The organism is Streptomyces lonarensis, from assembly GCF_012033735.1.
GTDB classification, from domain to species: domain Bacteria; phylum Actinomycetota; class Actinomycetes; order Streptomycetales; family Streptomycetaceae; genus Streptomyces; species Streptomyces lonarensis.
The window spans coordinates 1-17,520 of the sequence record NZ_JAAVJD010000038.1; the positions used below are offsets into that span (position 1 = coordinate 1).

Genomic DNA, 17,520 nt, shown 5'->3' on the forward strand with positions numbered 1-17,520 from the left:
CCACGGGGTCGTGGCGGGGCGCGGGCCCGGGCGGGGGCAGGGGCAGGACTCAGCCGATGACGGCCGCCAGTTCGCCGCTCCAGCGGTCCGTGGCGGCCCGCAGCGCGCCGCGGTCGGGTCCGTGGCGCAGCACGTCCCGGCTGACACTCGGCAGCGCCGCGGGGAGCGCCGGTCCCAGCAGGGCGGGCAGGTCCTCGGGGCGGGCGCCCTGGGCGCCGAGTCCCGGCAGCAGCAGGGGACCGCCGATGTCCAGGTCGGCGTGGGTCAGCGCGCCGTCGGCGCCGTCGCCCCCGACCCCGCCGGGCACACCGGCGAGCGTCGCACCGACGACCGCGCCGAAGGAGCCGAACGGGGACCCGGCCGCGGTCGCCGCGTTGTCGCCCGCCAACCGCGCGAGCACGTCGGCGGCGACGCCGCGCCCGTCGGCGCGGCGGGCGCGCTGCAGCGCGCCGCTCTCGGGGTTGGAAGTCCGGGCCAGCACGAAGACACCGGAGCCGGAGGCCACCGCGAGGTCCAGCGCGGGCCGCAGTGCCTCGTACCCCAGGTAGGGCGAGAGCGTCACGGCGTCGCAGAACAGCGGCGAGCCGGGGTCGAGGTACGCCTCGGCGTACGCGCCCATGGTGGAGCCGATGTCCCCGCGCTTGACGTCCAGCAGCACCAGGGCGCCCGCCTCGCGGAAGTCGGCGACGGTCCGCTCCAGCACCGCAACGCCGCGGGAGCCGAACCGCTCGAAGAACGCCGACTGCGGCTTCACGACGGCGACCTGATCGGCGAGCGCCTCCGTGACCGTGCCGCAGAACCGCTCCAGCGCGGCGACGTCCTCCCCGAGCCCCCACTCGCGCAGGAGCCCGGCGTGCGGGTCCACCCCGACGCACAGCGGGCCGCGGCGGGCGGTGGCGGCGCGCAGCCGCTCACCGAAGGGCGTGGTGACGCGGTGGGCGGCGGGTGGGGTCTCGCTCACGGGGTGCCCGCCTTCCGGTTGTCGGCGCCGACCGCCTCGGCCAGGGTCCGGTACGGGCTCTGCCGAAGACGTTCCGCGAGGCCGCGCCGCACCGCGCGCGGCCAGAAGGGCCCGCGGTAGATGTAGGAGCTGTACCCCTGGACGAGGGTGGCGCCCGCCAGGATGCGCTCCCAGGCGTCGTCGGCCGTCTCGATGCCGCCGACACCCACCAGGGTGAGGCGGTCGCCGGTCCGCGCGTGGAGGCGGCGCAGCACCTCCAGCGAGCGGTCGCGGACCGGGGCGCCCGAGAGGCCGCCGGCCCCGATTTCCTCGACCCGCTCGGCCGGGGTGGCCAGGCCGTCGCGGGAGATCGTGGTGTTGGTGGCGATGATGCCGTCCAGGCCCAGTTCGAGGGCGAGGTCGGCGACGGCGTCGACGTCCTCGTCGGCGAGGTCGGGGGCGATCTTCACCAGCAGCGGGACGCGGCGCCCGTCGGGGCCGCCGGCCCGGTCCGCGGCCGCGCGGACGGCGGTCAGCAGCGGGCGCAGGTGCTCGGTCGCCTGGAGGTTGCGCAGCCCCGGGGTGTTGGGCGAGCTGACGTTGACCACGAGGTAGCCCGCGTGGGGGGCCAGCCGCTCGGTCGAGGTGACGTAGTCGGCCGCCGCCTGTGCCTCGGGGACGGCCTTGGTCTTGCCGATGTTGACGCCGAGCCGCGCGTCGAAGGCCGGTCGGCGCTCTGCGAGCCGCCGGGCGACCACCGCGGAGCCGTCGTTGTTGAACCCCATGCGGTTGACCAGCGCGCGGTCCTCGGGGAGGCGGAACAGCCGGGGGGCGGGGTTGCCGGGCTGTCCCTCGCCGGTGACGGTGCCGACCTCGACGAAGTCGAAGCCCGCCATGGTGAGGGCGTCGATGCCGGTGGCGTTCTTGTCGAACCCCGCGGCCAGCCCCAGCGGTCCGGGCAGGTCCAGGCCGAGGGCGCGGACCCGCAGCGCGGCGGGTCGGGGCGCGAGGACGCGGGAGACGGCGCGGCGCACCAGGGGCACCCGGGCCGTGGCGCGCATCGCGCCGAAGGCGAGGTGGTGGGCCCGCTCGGGGTCCATCCGGCGGAAGACGGTACGGAAGAGCAGCCGGTAGCCGGGGTGGGCGGTGGCGCGGTCGCCGCCCCGCGCCACGGCGGGTGCCGTGGTGCGGGGGGCGCCTGCACCCGAAGGGGTGGGCATGGGAGTCGGTCCCTCTCAGCTCTGGGAGCGCGCGGTGTCGAGGTGCTGGGCGTGCTCCTGGAGGGAGCGGACGCCGACCTCGTCACGTGCGAGGGCGTCGATGCCCTGAACCGCGGCGGACAGCGCCTGGACGGTGGTCAGGCACGGCACGCCGCGGGAGACGGCGGCGGTGCGGATGTCGTAGCCGTCGAGGCGCCCGCCGGTGCCGTAGGGCGTGTTGACGATGAGGTCGACCTGGCCGGCGTGGATGAGCTGGACGATGGTCGGCTCGCCGTTCGGGCCCTCTCCCTCGTTGTGCTTGCGCACGGAGGTGACCTCGACGCCGTTGCGGCGCAGCACCTCGGCGGTGCCGGAGGTGGCCAGCAGCTCGAAGCCGTGTTCCCGCAGCGTCCGCGCGGGGAAGATCATCGCGCGCTTGTCGCGGTTGGCGACGGAGACGAAGGCCCGGCCCTTGGTGGGCAGCGCGCCGTAGGCGGCGGCCTGCGACTTGGCGTAGGCGGTGCCGAAGACGGCGTCGATGCCCATGACCTCGCCGGTGGAGCGCATCTCCGGGCCGAGGACGGTGTCCACTCCGCGGCCGTGGGTGTCGCGGAAGCGGCTCCACGGCATCACCGCCTCCTTGACGGAGATCGGCGCGTCCAGCGGGAGGGTCCCGCCGTCGCCCACCGCCGGGAGCATCCCCTCGGCGCGCAGCTCGGCGACGGTGGCGCCCAGCGAGATGCGGGCGGCTGCCTTCGCCAGCGGGACGGCGGTCGCCTTGGAGGTGAAGGGGACGGTCCGCGAGGCCCGGGGGTTGGCCTCCAGGACGTAGAGGATGTCCCCGGCCATGGCGAACTGGATGTTGATCAGGCCACGGACGCCGACCCCGCGGGCGATCGCCTCGGTGGAGGCGCGCAGCCGCTTGATGTCGTGGCCGCCGAGGGTCATCGGCGGCAGGGCGCAGGCCGAGTCGCCGGAGTGGATGCCGGCCTCCTCGATGTGCTCCATGACGCCGCCGAGGTACAGCTCCTCGCCGTCGTAGAGCGCGTCCACGTCGATCTCGATGGCGTCGTCGAGGAACCGGTCGATGAGGACCGGGTGGTCGGCGACGAGCCCCGCGTGCTGCTCCAGGTAGGCGGCGAGCGCCTCCTCGTCGTACACGATCTGCATGCCGCGGCCGCCGAGGACGTAGGACGGGCGGACCATGACGGGGTAGCCGATGCCCGCGGCGATGGCACGGGCCTCGGGGTAGGAGAAGGCGGTGCCGTACTTGGGGGCGGGCAGGCCCGCGTCGGCGAGGACCCGGCCGAAGGCACCGCGGTCCTCGGCGGCGTGGATCGCCTCCGGCGGGGTGCCGACGATGGGGACCCCGTTGTCCTTGAGCGCCTGCGCCAGCCCCAGCGGGGTCTGGCCGCCGAGCTGGACGACGACGCCCGCGACGGGCCCGGCCAGCGTCTCGGCGTGCACGATCTCCAGGACGTCCTCCAGGGTGAGCGGCTCGAAGTACAGCCGGTCGGAGGTGTCGTAGTCGGTGGAGACGGTCTCGGGGTTGCAGTTGACCATCACGGTCTCGTAGCCGGCCTCGCTGAGCGCGAAGGAGGCGTGGACGCAGGAGTAGTCGAACTCGATGCCCTGGCCGATGCGGTTGGGGCCGGAGCCGAGGATGATCACGGCGGGCTTCTCGCGCGGCGACACCTCGGTCTCCTCCTCGTAGGAGGAGTAGAAGTACGGCGTGCGGGCGGCGAACTCGGCCGCGCAGGTGTCGACCGTCTTGTAGACGGGGCGGATGTCCAGCGCGTGCCGGACCTCGCGCACCACGTCCTCGCGCAGGCCGCGCATCTCGGCGATCTGGGCGTCGGAGAAGCCGTGGCGCTTGGCGTGCCGCAGCAGCTCCGGTTCCAGCCGGTCCGCGTCGGCGATCTCGGTGGCGACCTCGTGGATCAGGAACAGCTGGTCGATGAACCAGGGGTCGATCCGGGTGGCCGCGAAGACCTGCTCCTGCGTGGCGCCGGCGCGGATGGCGCGCATGACGGTGTGGACGCGGCCGTCGGTGGGGACCGCCGCGGCGCGCAGCAGCGCCTCGCACTCGTCCGCGCCGCGGGTGGCTCGGGAGAAATCGAACTGCGACCCCTTCTGCTCCAGCGAGCGCAGCGCCTTGTTGAAGGCCTCTGTGAAGTTGCGGCCGAAGGCCATGGCCTCGCCGACCGACTTCATGGTGGTGGTGAGGGTGGGGTCGGCGCCGGGGAACTTCTCGAAGGCGAACCGGGGCACCTTGACGACCACGTAGTCGAGCGAGGGCTCGAAGGAGGCCGGGGTCTTCTCTGTGATGTCGTTGGGAATCTCGTCCAGCGTGTAGCCGATGGCCAGCTTGGCCGCGATCTTGGCGATCGGGAAGCCGGTGGCCTTGGAGGCGAGCGCGGAGGAGCGGGAGACCCGGGGGTTCATCTCGATGACGACGACCCGGCCGTCCTCGGGGTCGACCGCGAACTGGATGTTGCAGCCGCCGGTGTCGACGCCGACCTCGCGGATGACCTCGATGCCGATGTCGCGCAGCACCTGGTACTCGCGGTCGGTGAGGGTCATGGCGGGGGCCACGGTGATGGAGTCGCCGGTGTGGACGCCCATCGGGTCGAAGTTCTCGATGGAGCAGACGACCACGACGTTGTCGTGCTTGTCCCGCATCAGCTCCAGCTCGTACTCCTTCCAGCCGAGGATGGACTCCTCCAGGAGCACCTCGGTGGTCGGCGAGAGCGCCAGCCCCTGGCCGGCGATGCGGCGCAGGTCCTCCTCGTCGTGGGCGAAGCCGGAGCCGGCGCCGCCCATGGTGAAGGACGGCCGGACGACGACGGGGTACCCTCCGAGCGCGTCGACCCCGGCCAGCACCTCGTCCATGCTGTGGCAGATGACGGAGCGGGCGGACTCGCCGTGGCCGATGCGGCCGTTGACCGCCTCGACGACCTCCTTGAACAGCTGGCGGTCCTCGCCCTTGCGGATCGCCTCGACGTCAGCGCCGATCAGCTCCACGCCGTGGCGCTCCAGGACGCCGGACTCGAAGAGCGAGATGGCGGTGTTGAGCGCGGTCTGGCCGCCGAGGGTCGGCAGCAGCGCGTCGGGGCGCTCCTTGGCGATGATCTTCTCGACGAACTCCGGGGTGATCGGCTCGACGTAGGTGGCGTCGGCGATCTCGGGGTCGGTCATGATCGTCGCCGGGTTGGAGTTGACCAGGATGACCCGCAGGCCCTCGGCCTTGAGCACCCGGCACGCCTGGGTCCCGGAGTAGTCGAACTCGGCGGCCTGGCCGATGACGATCGGGCCGGAGCCGATGACCAGGACGGACTGGATATCGGTGCGCTTAGGCACGCTGGTCCTCCATCAGGGAGACGAAGCGGTCGAACAGGTAGGCCGCGTCGTGCGGGCCGGCCGCCGCCTCGGGGTGGTACTGGACGCTGAACGCGGGGCGGTCCAGCAGGCGCAGCCCCTCGACGACGTCGTCGTTGAGGCAGACGTGGGAGACCTCGGCCCGGCCGAACGGCGTGTCGCTGACACGGTCCAGCGGGGCGTCCACGGCGAAGCCGTGGTTGTGGGCGGTGACCTCGACCTTGCCGGTGGCGCGGTCCTTGACCGGCTGGTTGATGCCGCGGTGGCCGTACTTCAGCTTGAAGGTGCCGAAGCCGAGGGCGCGGCCGAGGATCTGGTTGCCGAAGCAGATGCCGAACAGCGGGGTGGAACGTTCCAGCACGCCGCGCATCAGCGCCACGGGGTGGTCGGCGGTGGCGGGGTCGCCGGGGCCGTTGGAGAAGAACACGCCGTCGGGGGCGAGGGCGTAGATCTGCTCCAGCGTGGTGGTGGCCGGCAGGACGTGGACCTCGATGCCGCGCTCGGCCATCCGCTGCGGGGTCATGCCCTTGATGCCGAGGTCGATCGCGGCAACGGTGTACTTCTTCTCGCCGACCGCGGGCACCGTGTAGGGCTCGGCGGTGGCGACCTCGGCGGAGAGGTCGGCGCCGGCCATCTGCGGCGCGGTGCGCACCCGCTCCAGCAGCACGTCGGGGGCGGCGAGCGCGTCGCCGGAGAAGATACCGACGCGCATGGCGCCGCGCTCCCGCAGGTGGCGGGTGAGGGCGCGGGTGTCCACGCCGCTGATGCCGACGACGCCCTGGTCGGCGAGCTCCACGCCGAGGCCGCGGCTGGCGCGCCAGTTGGAGTGGCGGCGCGCGGGGTCGCGGACGACGTACCCGGCGACCCAGATGCGGCGGGACTCGGGGTCCTCGTCGTTGACGCCGGTGTTGCCGATGTGCGGGGCGGTCATCACGACCACCTGGCGGTGGTACGAGGGGTCGGTCAGCGTCTCCTGGTACCCGGTCATGCCGGTGGAGAAGACGGCCTCGCCGAGGGTCTGGCCGACCGCCCCGTAGGAGCGGCCCGCGAAGGTGCGGCCGTCCTCCAGGACGAGCATGGCGGGGGACGCGGGTGCGGTGGTCACGGTGCGCCTTCCTGGTGGTGCGGGAGCGCGGCTCCGTCGCCGGCGCGGGAGGTGTCTGCGGGGGTGCCGTCGGTGGTGGCGGCCGCCGCGGCGTTGACGGCCTCCACCCAGGCGGGGTGCTCGCCGGCCTGGTCGAACCGGAAGCCGGAGTCCAGCCGCCGACCGCCGTGCTCCCAGGTGATGACGAGCAGGCCGCCCTCGGTGAGGACCTTGCCGGCGATCGCCTTGTCCAGCCGGGCGCCGCGGAGGCGGCCGGTGGGCACGAAGAAGGTGCTGGCGGCGGGCCGCTCGACCAGCAGTCCCTCATCGGTGAGGCTGAGGTCGGCGCGGCTGCGGGTGCCCAGGCCGCGGGCGATGATCCGGTCCAGCCACTGCCCGGCCGTGGTCGAGCCGTGGTAGCGGCCGGTGGCGGTGAGGTGGACGGCGCCGGTCTCGGCCGGTGCCTGCGGCAGCGGCGGCAGGTCGCCCTGCGCCTCACCGCGGCGCTGCCAGGCGCGGCGCATCAGCCAGTACAGCAGGACGACGACGAGGATCATGCCGATGGTCCAGCTGATGTAGCCGGGCCAGTTGATCTCGGGGCGCTCGACGGCGAGGATCGCGGGCGCCGCGGCGGAGGTGAGGTCGGTCATGCCAGCTCACCGTCCACCAGCGTCGCGCGACCGCGGAGGAAGGTGTGGGTGACCCGGCCGGGCAGCTCGCGGCCGCGGTACGGGGTGTTGCGGCTGCGCGAGGCGAAGCCGGCGGGGTCCACCGGCTGCCGGTGCGCCGGGTCCACGAGGGTGAGGTTGGCGGGCTCGCCCACCTCCAGCGGCCGGCCGTGGCCCTCGAGCCGGCCGATCGCCGCGGGCCGGTGCGACATCCGGTCGGCGACGCCCGCCCAGTCGAGCAGCCCGGTGTCGACCATGGTGTGCTGCACCACGGACAGGGCGGTCTCCAACCCGACCATGCCCATGGCCGCGGCGCCCCACTCGCAGTCCTTGTCCTCCTGCGGGTGGGGGGCGTGGTCGGTCGCGACGCAGTCGATGGTGCCGTCGGCCAGCGCCTGCCGGAGGGCGAGCACGTCCTCCTCGGTCCGCAGCGGCGGGTTCACCTTGTAGACGGGGTCGTAGGAGCGCACCAGTTCGTCGGTGAGCAGCAGGTGGTGCGGGGTGACCTCGGCGGTGACGTCCCAGCCCTTGGCCTTGGCCCAGCGCACGATCTCCACCGACCCGGCGGTGGAGAGGTGGCAGATGTGGATACGGGAGCCGACGTGCGCGGCGAGCAGCACGTCCCGGGCGATGATCGACTCCTCGGCCACCGCCGGCCAGCCGGTGAGACCCAGCTCGGCGGAGACGGTGCCCTCGTTCATCTGGGCGCCCTCGGTGAGGCGGGGCTCCTGGGCGTGCTGGGCGATGACGCCGTCGAAGGCCTTCACGTACTCCAGGGCGCGGCGCATGATCACGGCGTCGTCCACGCACTTGCCGTCGTCGGAGAAGACCCGGACGCCGGCGGCGGAGTCGTGCATCGCGCCGAGTTCGGCGAGCTTGGTCCCCTCCAGCCCGACGGTGACCGCGCCCACGGGCTGCACGTCGCAGTAGCCGGACTCCCGGCCCAGCCGCCAGACCTGCTCCACCACACCGGCGGTGTCCGCCACCGGGAAGGTGTTGGCCATGGCGTGGACGGCGGTGAAGCCGCCGGCTGCGGCAGCGCGGGTGCCGGTCAGCACCGTCTCGGAGTCCTCGCGGCCGGGCTCGCGCAGGTGGGTGTGGAGGTCGACCAGGCCGGGGAGGAGGATCTGCCCGGCGGCCTCGACGACACGGGCGTCGCCGGCGTCGAGGGCGGTGCCCACGGCGGCGATGACGCCGTTCTCGACGAGGACGTCCCGCTCCTCACCGCCGAGCACGCGCGCGCCGCGGATCAGGGTCTTGGCTTCGGTCACTGGTTCTCCTCGGCTTCCCCGGCGGCGCCGGGTGCGGTGGCGGTCGGGGCGGTGGCGGTCGGGGCGGTGGCAGTGGCGGGTGCGGCGCTCGGGGCGGGGCCGGCGGGCGCCCCGCCGAGCAGCAGGTAGAGCACCGCCATCCGGACGGAGACGCCGTTGGTGACCTGCTCCACCGCGGTGCACCGCGGGGAGTCGGCGACCTCGGCGGTGATCTCCATGCCGCGGTTCATCGGGCCGGGGTGCAGCACCACGGCGTGCTCGGGCATGGTGGCCATCCGCTCGCCGTTCAGCCCGTAGCGGCGGGCGTACTCCCGCTCGGTGGGGAAGTACGCGGCGGTCATCCGCTCGCGCTGGACGCGCAGCATCATCACCGCGTCGGTCTTGGGCAGGACGGCGTCCAGGTCGTAGGAGACCGAGCACGGCCAGCCCTCGGAGCCGATCGGGATGAGGGTGGGCGGGGCCACCACCGTCACCTCGGCGCCCAGCGTCGTGAGCAGCAGCACGTTGGAGCGGGCCACCCGGCTGTGCAGTATGTCGCCGACGATCGTGATGTGACGCCCTGTCAGGTCGCGGCCGACCCCGTCACCGCTCCCGGCGAGACGGTGACGGAGCGTGAAGGCGTCGAGCAGAGCCTGGGTGGGGTGCTCGTGGGTGCCGTCGCCGGCGTTGACGACGCTGCCGCCGATCCACCCGGAGGTGGCCAGCCGGTGCGGCGCCCCGGAGTCGTGGTGGCGGATGACGACGGCGTCGGCGCCCATCGCTTCCAGCGTGAGGGCGGTGTCCTTCAGGGACTCGCCCTTGGAGACCGAGGAGCCCTTGGCCGAGAAGTTGATGACGTCCGCGGAGAGCCGCTTGGCGGCGGCCTCGAACGAGATGCGGGTGCGGGTGGAGTCCTCGAAGAAGAGGTTCACCACGGTGCGGCCGCGGAGCGTCGGGAGCTTCTTGATCGGCCGGTCGGCGAGCCGGGCCAGTTCCTGCGCGGTGTCCAGGACCATCACCGCGTCGTCGCGGGTGAGGTCGGCGGCCGAGATGAGGTGGTGCTTCATCTGTTGCCAGGGGCCTTCCGTGGGATTCGGGCAGACGTCGGTCGGGAGGTGGGGCGCCGCTCGCGGGCACGGCGGAGCCGGGCGGCCCGCGCGGCGGGGCGCCTCGGGCACGGCACGGGTGGCCTAGCCGTCGGCGGCGGGCTCGCCGCGCCCGAGGAGCACGCCGTCGCGGCCGTCCTCCTCGGCGAGCTGCACCCGGACCGCCTCGCGCAGCGAGGTCGGCAGGTTCTTCCCGACGTAGTCGGCACGGATCGGGAGGCGGCGGTGGCCGCGGTCCACCAGCACCGCGAGCTGCACGGCGCGGGGCCGGCCGAGGTCGCCGAGGGCGTCCAGCGCGGCCCGGATGGTGCGGCCGGAGAACAGCACGTCGTCGACGAGGACGACCAGCCGGTCGTCCACCCCCTCGGCGGGGATCTCGGTGCGCGCCAGGGCCCGCGCGGGGCGCAGCCGCAGGTCGTCGCGGTACATGGTGATGTCGAGCGAACCGACGGGCACCGGTCCCCCGGTGATGTCGTGCAGCTTGGAGGCCAGCCGGTGGGCGAGGTGCACGCCGCGGGTGGGGATGCCGAGCAGGACCACGTCGTCGGCGCCCTTGGCGCGCTCGACGATCTCGTGGGCGATGCGGGTGAGCACCCGCGCGATGTCCGGCGCCTCCAGCACAGAGCGGGGCGGCGATGAGGTTGCGTCCATACGAATCGGACCTCCTTCCCCGCCTCTCGGGACGGGTCTTAAAGGACGCCTGGCGTTCGGTGCGGACGGACCGTTTCCGGCCGGGGCCGATCAGGCTCCGCCACACCTGCCCGGCAGCATAGCAGCGCCCCCGGATGCGCCGGTATCAGCCCTGGTCAGAGCATTCGGGAAGGCTCTCCGCTTGACGGCGCCCATCACGCTGCGTAACCTCACACTGGGTTACAGATCAGCTTTCCGGGGAGTCACATGTCCAGCGAATACGCCAAACAGCTCGGGGCCAAGCTCCGCGCCATCCGGACCCAGCAGGGCCTCTCTCTGCACGGGGTCGAAGAGAAGTCCCAGGGCCGCTGGAAGGCGGTCGTGGTGGGCAGCTACGAGCGCGGCGACCGTGCGGTCACCGTGCAGCGCCTCGCCGAGCTGGCCGACTTCTACGGGGTGCCGGTGCAGGAACTCCTGCCGGGCACGACCCCCGGTGGCGCGGCGGAACCGCCGCCCAAGCTCGTCCTCGACCTGGAGCGCCTCGCCCACGTCCCCGCCGAGAAGGCCGGTCCGCTCCAGCGCTACGCGGCGACCATCCAGAGCCAGCGCGGCGACTACAACGGCAAGGTCCTCTCGATCCGCCAGGACGACCTGCGCACCCTCGCCGTCATCTACGACCAGTCACCCTCGGTGCTGACCGAGCAGCTCATCAGCTGGGGCGTGCTCGGCGCGGACGCGCGGCGCGCCGTCCAGACCGACGACAACTGAGCAACGCCGAAGCGGCGGGGCGGGGCACCGGTTCTCCGGTGGTCCCGCCCCGCCGCGGCGTTTCGGTGGCCGGTCGCGGACGAGTGCCGCGGCCGTCGGGGGTCAGCGACGCAAGGTCGGCTTGAGCTCCTTCAGCCGGCCGAGCAGGCCGTTGACGAAGGCCGGCGAGTCGTCCGTGGAGAACTCCTTCGCCAGCTGCACCGCCTCGTCGAGGACGACGGCGTCGGGCGTCTCGTCCTGCCAGATCAGCTCGTAGGCGCTCAGCCGCAGCAGGTTGCGGTCGACCCCCGGCATCCGGTCCAGCGGCCAGCCCACCGTGTAGGTGGAGAGCAGCTCGTCGATGCGGGCGGCGTTCTCGGCGTAGCCTTCGACCAGCGTCATGGTGTACTCGCTGACCCGGGGCTGGCGGTCGTCGTCCAGCGACAACCGCACCCAGTCGGCGAGGACCTCGTTGACGGGGGCGCCGCGCTGGTCCGCCTCGAAGAGGATCTGGAGCGCGCGCCGGCGTGCCTTGCTGCGTGCGGCCACGGTTAGCTGTTCACCCGGCCGAGGTACTCGCCGGAACGGGTGTCGACCTTGACCTTCTCACCGGTGGTGATGAAGAGCGGGACGCCGATCTCGTACCCGGTCTCCAGCCGCGCGGGCTTGGTGCCGCCGGTGGAGCGGTCGCCCTGCACACCGGGCTCGGTGTACTCGATGACCAGCTCGACGGAGGCGGGCAGCTCGATGAAGAGCGGGCTCTCCTCGTAGATGGCCACGGTGCAGTCCTGGCCCTCCAGGAGGTAGTTGGCGGTGTCGCCGACCGTCTCCGGGGTGATGGTGAGCTGGTCGAAGGTCTCGGTGTCCATGAAGACGAAGTCGGCGCCGTCCTTGTAGGAGAACTGCATGCCGCGTCGGTCGACCGTGGCCGTCTCGACCTTGGTCCCGGCGTTGAAGGTCTTGTCGACCACCTTGCCGGAGAGCACGTTCTTGAGCTTGGTACGGACGAAGGCGCCGCCCTTGCCGGGCTTGACGTGCTGGAACTCGACTACGGACCACAGCTGGCCCCCGTCGAGCTTGAGCACCATGCCGTTCTTGAGGTCGTTCGTGGTGGCCACGGTCGCGGAATCTCCTGAGGCTGCTGCTGGTGACCGGAGGCGCTCCCGCCCGACCCCCGAGCGGAGCTACAGGGCGAGGAGTTCCTTGGTCGTGATGGTGAGTAGCTCGGGTCCGCCGTCCGCCACGGGGCGAACGACGAGCGTGTCGTCAATCCGGACGCCGCCCCGACCCGGAAGGTGGACCCCGGGTTCGACGGTGACCGGCACACGAACGCCCAGTCTACCCATGGCCGCGGGGGCCAGACGCGGGTCCTCTCCCATTTCGAGCCCGACCCCCTCCCCCGTGAGCGGCCCGAGGGCGTCCGCGTGCCCCGCGCCGTCCAGGACGGCGCGGGCCGCGCGGTCCACCTCACGGCACTCCGTTCCGGGCGCCAGCGTCTCCCGCGCGGCCCGCTGAGCGGCGAAGACGAGTTCGTAGAGCTCGATCTGCCAGTCGGCCGGCCGGCTGCCGATCACGAAGGTCCGCCCGATCCGGCAGCGGTAGCCCCGGTAGCGCGCTCCGAGCCGGACCGTCAGGAAGTCTCCCTCCTCGACGCGCCGGTCGGTCGGGCGGTGCCCGGCGCTGCCGGAGTTGGCGCCGGTCGCCACCGAGGTGGGGAACGCCGCGCCGTCGGCGCCGTGGTCCACCAGCCGGCGTTCCAGCTCCAGGGCGAGATGCCGCTCGGTCCGGCCGACGAGGATCGACTCCAGCAGCTCGCCGAGGGCCCGGTCGGTGATCTCCGCGGCGGTGCGCAGCGCGGCGATCTCCGCCTCGTCCTTGACCAGCCGCCGCTGCTCGACCGCGCGGGCGAGGTCTCCCAGCGGCAGTCCGCCGCCTGCGGCACGGACGGCGCGGTACCGGGCCACCGTCAGGTGGTGCTCCTCCACCGCCAGCGAGGCGGCGCCGTCGCGGGCGGCGAGGACGGCCGCGGTCGCCGCCGGGTCGGTGTCGCCGTCCACCGCCAGCAGCCGCAGGGCGTCGTCGGGCGTGCCGCGCAGCGCGGCGACCGCTCCCCCGACGAGGACGTCCTCGCCGCCCGGGGTCAGCAGTAGCGCCGCGTGGGCGGGCACCGCACCGACCAGGTAGCGGAGGTTGGCGGGTCGGGAGATCAGCAGCGCCGTGCCGTCACCCGGGGAACAGTGGGCGCGCAGCGCCGCGCGCCGTGCCGCGTGGACCTCGGACATGGTCCGAGACTACGCAGCGCAGCGGCCCGCAGCCCGTTCGGTTGGGCCGGACGGGGCCGAGGTTGCCCCGTGCGGCGGTGTCCGCCGCACCCTCGAACCGCTCACCAGTCCAGGGGGGTGGTGAAGCTGCGCGCCACGGCCTCGTCGATCAGCCGGACGGTGGTCCCCACGTCCAACCGCGAGTTGTCGATGATCGGCAGCCCCGAGCCGTACCAGCCGGCCATCCGGCCGTGGATCGCCGCGACCTCCTCGTCGGCGAGGCGGCGGGTGCCGCTGCGCTCGGCGTTGCGGGCGAGGACGACCTCCAGGCCGGGCAGCAGGACGACGGGGATCAGCCCCGGGCCGACGTGCCGCTTCCAGCCGCCGAGACCGATGGCGGGCCGGTCGGGGAAGACGGCGTCGTCCAGGACGCAGGAGATGCCGTTGGCCAGGTAGTTGCGGGCCGCGAAGCCGCAGGTGCGGCGGGCCAGCCGGTACTGCGCCTCGGACCGCTCGTCCCAGCCGGACCGGGGGTCGGCGAAGCCGGAGCGGACCCACTCCCGCACGTCGTCCAGGCTGATGTGGGCGGTGGGGACCTGGCGTTGGTCGGCCCAGCGGCGGGCGACCGTCGTCTTCCCTGCGCCCGCGGGGCCGATCAGCAGCACGGCCAGCGCCGCCGTCGCGGGGTCCGCGGGGGCGGCCGCCGGCGGCTGCTCGGGGGCGGGTGGCGGCAGTCGGAACTCGCCGGTGACGCCTGCCTCCGGAGGCGCCGGCGGTGGGACGGGGACCCCCGCGGGGTGAGTCATGCGCTGCCGCTCCGTCGTCGTCGAGGCGGGGCCGGCGCCCCGCGCTGCAGGGGCCACGGTGCCACACCGCGGCCCGCTGGGCCATGTCGCGGGGTGAGCGTACCGCCCTCCCGCGCGGCGGTGCGGGAGGTACGCGTTCAGTCCCCCGTGACGGCCGGGTCGGCCGCCAGGGCGCGCAGCCCCAGCACGTAGGAGGTGGTGCCGAAACCGGCGATGGTGCCGGTGGCGACGGCGGAGACCACCGAGAGGTGGCGGAAGGACTCCCGGGCGTGCGGGTTGCTCAGGTGGATCTCGATGAGCGGCGCCGTCCGCTGGGCGGCGGCGTCCCGCAGCGCGTAGGAGTAGTGGGTGAAGGCCGCCGGGTTGAGCAGTACCGGGTGGCGCCCGTCCGCCGCCTCGTGGAGCCAGCCGACCAGCTCGGCCTCGTCGTCGGTCTGCCGGACCTCGACCTCCAGGCCGAGGTCGCGGCCGGTGGCCACGCAGAGCTCCACCAGCCGGGCGTGGTCGGCCGAGCCGTAGACGTCCGGTTCTCGGGAGCCCAGCCGGCCGAGGTTCGGCCCGTTGAGGACGAGCACCCGGCTCACGCGGCGATCTCCGCGTGGGCGGCCAGCAGCATCGCCGGGTCGGGGCCCTCCAGGACCGCGGGGCGCGCCAGCCCGTCGAGGACGATGAAGCGCAGCAGGTCGCCGCGGGACTTCTTGTCGACCTTCATGGTCTCCAGCAGCCTCGGCCACTGGTCGCCGCGGTAGGTGACGGGGAGTCCGACGGAGGTGAGGACGGCCCGGTGCCGGTCGGCGGTGGCGTCGTCCAGCTTTCCGGCGATGCGGCCCAGTTCGGCGGCGAAGACCATGCCCACGGAGACGGCCGCGCCGTGGCGCCACTCGTAGCGCTCGTTCTTCTCGATCGCGTGGGCGAGGGTGTGGCCGTAGTTGAGGATCTCGCGCCGGCCGGCCTCGCGGAGGTCGCCGGAGACCACCTCGGCCTTCACCCGGATGGACCGCTCCACCAGCTCGGCGGTGACGGGGCCGTCCGCCCGGCGGGCCGCCTCCGGGTCGCGCTCGATCAGGTCGAGGATGGCGGGGTCGGCGATGAACCCCGCCTTGATGATCTCAGCGAGCCCGGAGACGTAGTCGTGGACCGGCAGGCTCGCGAGCGCCGCGAGGTCGCACAGCACCCCGGCGGGCGGGTGGAAGGACCCGACGAGGTTCTTGCCCTCGGCGGTGTTGATGCCGGTCTTGCCGCCGACGGCGGCGTCCACCATGCCCAGCACGGTGGTGGGCACGGCCACCCACCGCACCCCGCGCAGCCAGGTCGCGGCGACGAACCCGGCGAGGTCGGTGGTCGCGCCGCCGCCGACGCCGACGATGACGTCGGTGCGGGTGAACCCGCTCTGGCCGAGCGCCTTCCAGCAGTAGGCGGCGACCTCGGCGGTCTTGGCCTCCTCGGCGTTGGGCACCTGGACGGCGATCGCCTCGTACCCCTGGTCGGCGAGGTCCTGCCGGAGCACGTCGCCGGTCTCGGCGAGGGCCTCGGGGTGGATGACGGCGACCCGCCGCGCGTCGCCGACCAGCGCGGGCAGCTGGTCGAGCAGCCGGTGGCCGATCAGCACGTCGTAGGGGGCGGCGCCGGCCTCGCCCGCGACGGTGATGCGGGTGGGTGCGGTGTCGTCGGTCATGCCTCGGTCAGCTCCAATGCGGTGAGGACGGCCAGGGTGACCTCCTCGGGCGTCCGCCCCTCGGTCGCCACGACCGTGCGGGCGACGCCGGTGTACAGGGGGCGGCGGGTCTCCATCATGGTGCGCCACTGCTTGCGGGGGTTGACCGCGAGCAGCGGGCGCGGGGCGTCCAGGCCGACGCGGTGGACGGCGTCGGCGAGCGCCACGTCGAGGAAGACGACGGGGAGCCCGGCGAGCAGTTCCCGGGTGGCCGGCCGCATGACGGCGCCGCCCCCCAGGGCGAGCACCCCGCGGTGGGTCGCGACGGCGGAGGCGACCGCCTCGGCCTCCAGGTCGCGGAAGTGGTCCTCACCGTCGGTGAGGAAGATCTCCGCGACCTCCTTGCCGGCGGCTGCCTCGACATCGGCGTCGGTGTCGCGGAGGCTGACCCCCAGCCGCTCGGCGAGGAGGCCGCCGACGGTGGTCTTGCCGGCGCCGGGCGGCCCGACCAGGACGACCAGCGGGTGGTCGGTGCTCACCGGACCCCCAGACCGTCGAGGTAGCCGCGGACGTTGCGGCGGGTCTCGGCGACGTTGTCGCCGCCGAACTTCTCCGCCACCGCGTCGGCGAGGACCAGGGCGACCATGGCCTCGGCCACGATGCCGGCGGCCGGGACGGCGCAGACGTCGGAGCGCTGGTGGTGTGCGCGGGCGACCTCGCCGGTGGCGACGTCGACGGTGGCCAGGGCGCGGGGCACGGTCGCGATGGGCTTCATCGCGGCACGCACGCGCAGCACCTCACCGGTGGTCAGGCCGCCCTCGGTGCCGCCGGACCGGCCGGACGCGCGGCGGATGCCGAGGTCGCGGCCGCCGTCGGCCCCGGGCTCGGCGCCAGGGGTCGTCGCGAGGATCTCGTCGTGTGCCTGCGAGCCGGGGACGCGGGCGAGGTCGAACCCGTCGCCGACCTCGACGCCCTTGATCGCCTGGATGCCCATGAGCGCGCCGGCCAGCCGGGCGTCCAGGCGGCGGTCCCAGTGGACGTGGGAGCCGAGCCCGACGGGGGCGTCGTGGGCGACGACCTCCACCACACCGCCGAGGGTGTCGCCGTCGCGGTGGGCCTGGTCGATCTCCGCCACCATGGCGGCGGAGGCGTCCTGGTCCAGGCAGCGCACGGGGTCGGCGTCCAGCCGCTCGACATCGCCGGGCAGCGGCAGCGTGCCGTAGGGGGCGCGGGCGGCGCCGAGCTCCACCACGTGCGAGACGACCTCGATGCCGGCGGTCTCCCGCAGGTAGGAGCGGGCGACGGCGCCCAACGCCACCCGGGCGGCGGTCTCCCGGGCCGAGGCCCGCTCCAGGATCGGACGCGCCTCGTCGAAGCCGTACTTCTGCATGCCGGCGAGGTCCGCGTGGCCCGGGCGGGGCCGCGTCAGCGGCGCGTTGCGCGCCAGGGAGGCCAGCTCCTCCGGGTCCACGGGGTCGGCCGCCATGACCTTCTCCCACTTGGGCCACTCGGTGTTCCCGATCATGACGGCGACCGGGGAGCCGAGGGTGAGGCCGTGGCGGACGCCGCCGAGGAAGGTGACCTCGTCGCGCTCGAACTTCATGCGGGCGCCGCGGCCGTACCCCAGCCTGCGCCGGGCGAGGTGGTCGGCGACCGCCTCGGTGTCCACCGGCACCCCGGCCGGCAGCCCTTCGATGGTCGCCACCAGCGCGGGGCCGTGCGACTCCCCCGCCGTCAGCCAGCGCAGCCTGCTCAACGGACCCTCCACCTCATGTCGATCACGCTTCGTGCCCGGCC

Annotated in this window: 17 protein-coding genes; 1 reads left to right on the top strand and 16 read right to left on the bottom strand. The window is 73.8% G+C overall.

Annotation, left to right across the window (positions count from 1 at the left end):
- Window positions 1-49: 49 nt before the first annotated feature.
- The 8 genes from pyrF to pyrR all read right to left on the bottom strand — a co-directional run bounded on the left by pyrF (window position 50) and on the right by pyrR (window position 10,276).
- Window positions 50-961, bottom strand: a complete 912-nt coding sequence (gene pyrF / locus HCN56_RS07675; RefSeq protein WP_167968744.1) for an orotidine-5'-phosphate decarboxylase — start codon at window positions 959-961, stop codon at window positions 50-52.
- Entirely contained in the window at window positions 958-2,160 is a 1,203-nt protein-coding gene (locus tag HCN56_RS07680; protein WP_167968745.1) for a quinone-dependent dihydroorotate dehydrogenase, read from the bottom strand. Before HCN56_RS07680 ends, pyrF begins: the two co-directional genes overlap by 4 nt.
- Window positions 2,161-2,175: 15 nt before the next feature.
- Window positions 2,176-5,499 (bottom strand): carbamoyl-phosphate synthase large subunit, encoded by a 3,324-nt coding sequence (gene carB / locus HCN56_RS07685; RefSeq protein WP_167968746.1) that lies wholly within the window; start codon window positions 5,497-5,499, stop codon window positions 2,176-2,178.
- A complete protein-coding gene (carA, locus tag HCN56_RS07690) occupies window positions 5,492-6,595 on the bottom strand; it encodes a glutamine-hydrolyzing carbamoyl-phosphate synthase small subunit (protein WP_167968770.1) in 1,104 nt (367 codons plus the stop codon). Before carA ends, carB begins: the two co-directional genes overlap by 8 nt.
- Before the next feature lie 23 nt (window positions 6,596-6,618).
- Window positions 6,619-7,251: a PH-like domain-containing protein gene (locus HCN56_RS07695; RefSeq protein WP_245246373.1), complete on the bottom strand. Its 633-nt coding sequence runs from the start codon at window positions 7,249-7,251 to the stop codon at window positions 6,619-6,621.
- Window positions 7,248-8,540: a dihydroorotase gene (locus tag HCN56_RS07700; protein ID WP_167968747.1), complete on the bottom strand. Its 1,293-nt coding sequence runs from the start codon at window positions 8,538-8,540 to the stop codon at window positions 7,248-7,250. Before HCN56_RS07700 ends, HCN56_RS07695 begins: the two co-directional genes overlap by 4 nt.
- The gene (locus tag HCN56_RS07705) at window positions 8,537-9,586 is read right to left on the bottom strand and encodes an aspartate carbamoyltransferase catalytic subunit (RefSeq protein WP_167968748.1); all 1,050 of its coding nucleotides are present in this window, start codon (window positions 9,584-9,586) and stop codon (window positions 8,537-8,539) included. The genes HCN56_RS07700 and HCN56_RS07705 overlap by 4 nt, the downstream gene beginning before the upstream one ends.
- 123 nt (window positions 9,587-9,709) lie before the next feature.
- Window positions 9,710-10,276, bottom strand: coding sequence for a bifunctional pyr operon transcriptional regulator/uracil phosphoribosyltransferase PyrR (gene pyrR / locus HCN56_RS07710; protein WP_167968749.1), 567 nt, complete (start codon window positions 10,274-10,276; stop codon window positions 9,710-9,712).
- A gap of 246 nt (window positions 10,277-10,522) precedes the next feature.
- Between pyrR and bldD the strand changes: the two genes are divergently transcribed.
- Window positions 10,523-11,023 (top strand): transcriptional regulator BldD, encoded by a 501-nt coding sequence (bldD, locus tag HCN56_RS07715; RefSeq protein WP_167931523.1) that lies wholly within the window; start codon window positions 10,523-10,525, stop codon window positions 11,021-11,023.
- 102 nt (window positions 11,024-11,125) lie between these two features.
- Here bldD and nusB read toward each other — a convergent pair whose 3' ends face one another.
- From nusB to aroC, 8 genes are all read right to left on the bottom strand, one after another.
- Window positions 11,126-11,551, bottom strand: coding sequence for a transcription antitermination factor NusB (gene nusB / locus HCN56_RS07720; protein WP_167968750.1), 426 nt, complete (start codon window positions 11,549-11,551; stop codon window positions 11,126-11,128).
- A 2-nt stretch (window positions 11,552-11,553) separates the two neighbouring features.
- Entirely contained in the window at window positions 11,554-12,120 is a 567-nt protein-coding gene (efp, locus tag HCN56_RS07725; RefSeq protein ID WP_167968751.1) for an elongation factor P, read from the bottom strand.
- A gap of 66 nt (window positions 12,121-12,186) precedes the next feature.
- A complete protein-coding gene (locus HCN56_RS07730) occupies window positions 12,187-13,284 on the bottom strand; it encodes a M24 family metallopeptidase (RefSeq protein WP_167968752.1) in 1,098 nt (365 codons plus the stop codon).
- A 101-nt stretch (window positions 13,285-13,385) separates the two neighbouring features.
- Window positions 13,386-14,210: an AAA family ATPase gene (locus HCN56_RS07735; protein WP_376770853.1), complete on the bottom strand. Its 825-nt coding sequence runs from the start codon at window positions 14,208-14,210 to the stop codon at window positions 13,386-13,388.
- Window positions 14,207-14,653 carry a type II 3-dehydroquinate dehydratase gene (gene aroQ, locus HCN56_RS07740; protein WP_167968754.1) on the bottom strand — a complete coding sequence of 149 codons (447 nt, stop codon included), beginning with the start codon at window positions 14,651-14,653 and terminating at the stop codon, window positions 14,207-14,209. The genes HCN56_RS07735 and aroQ overlap by 4 nt, the downstream gene beginning before the upstream one ends.
- Window positions 14,650-15,744 (bottom strand): 3-dehydroquinate synthase, encoded by a 1,095-nt coding sequence (gene aroB / locus HCN56_RS07745; RefSeq protein ID WP_167968755.1) that lies wholly within the window; start codon window positions 15,742-15,744, stop codon window positions 14,650-14,652. Before aroB ends, aroQ begins: the two co-directional genes overlap by 4 nt.
- The gene (locus HCN56_RS07750; protein ID WP_167968756.1) at window positions 15,741-16,262 is read right to left on the bottom strand and encodes a shikimate kinase; all 522 of its coding nucleotides are present in this window, start codon (window positions 16,260-16,262) and stop codon (window positions 15,741-15,743) included. Before HCN56_RS07750 ends, aroB begins: the two co-directional genes overlap by 4 nt.
- Window positions 16,259-17,479 (bottom strand): chorismate synthase, encoded by a 1,221-nt coding sequence (gene aroC, locus HCN56_RS07755; RefSeq protein WP_167968757.1) that lies wholly within the window; start codon window positions 17,477-17,479, stop codon window positions 16,259-16,261. Before aroC ends, HCN56_RS07750 begins: the two co-directional genes overlap by 4 nt.
- Window positions 17,480-17,520: the final 41 nt, after the last annotated feature.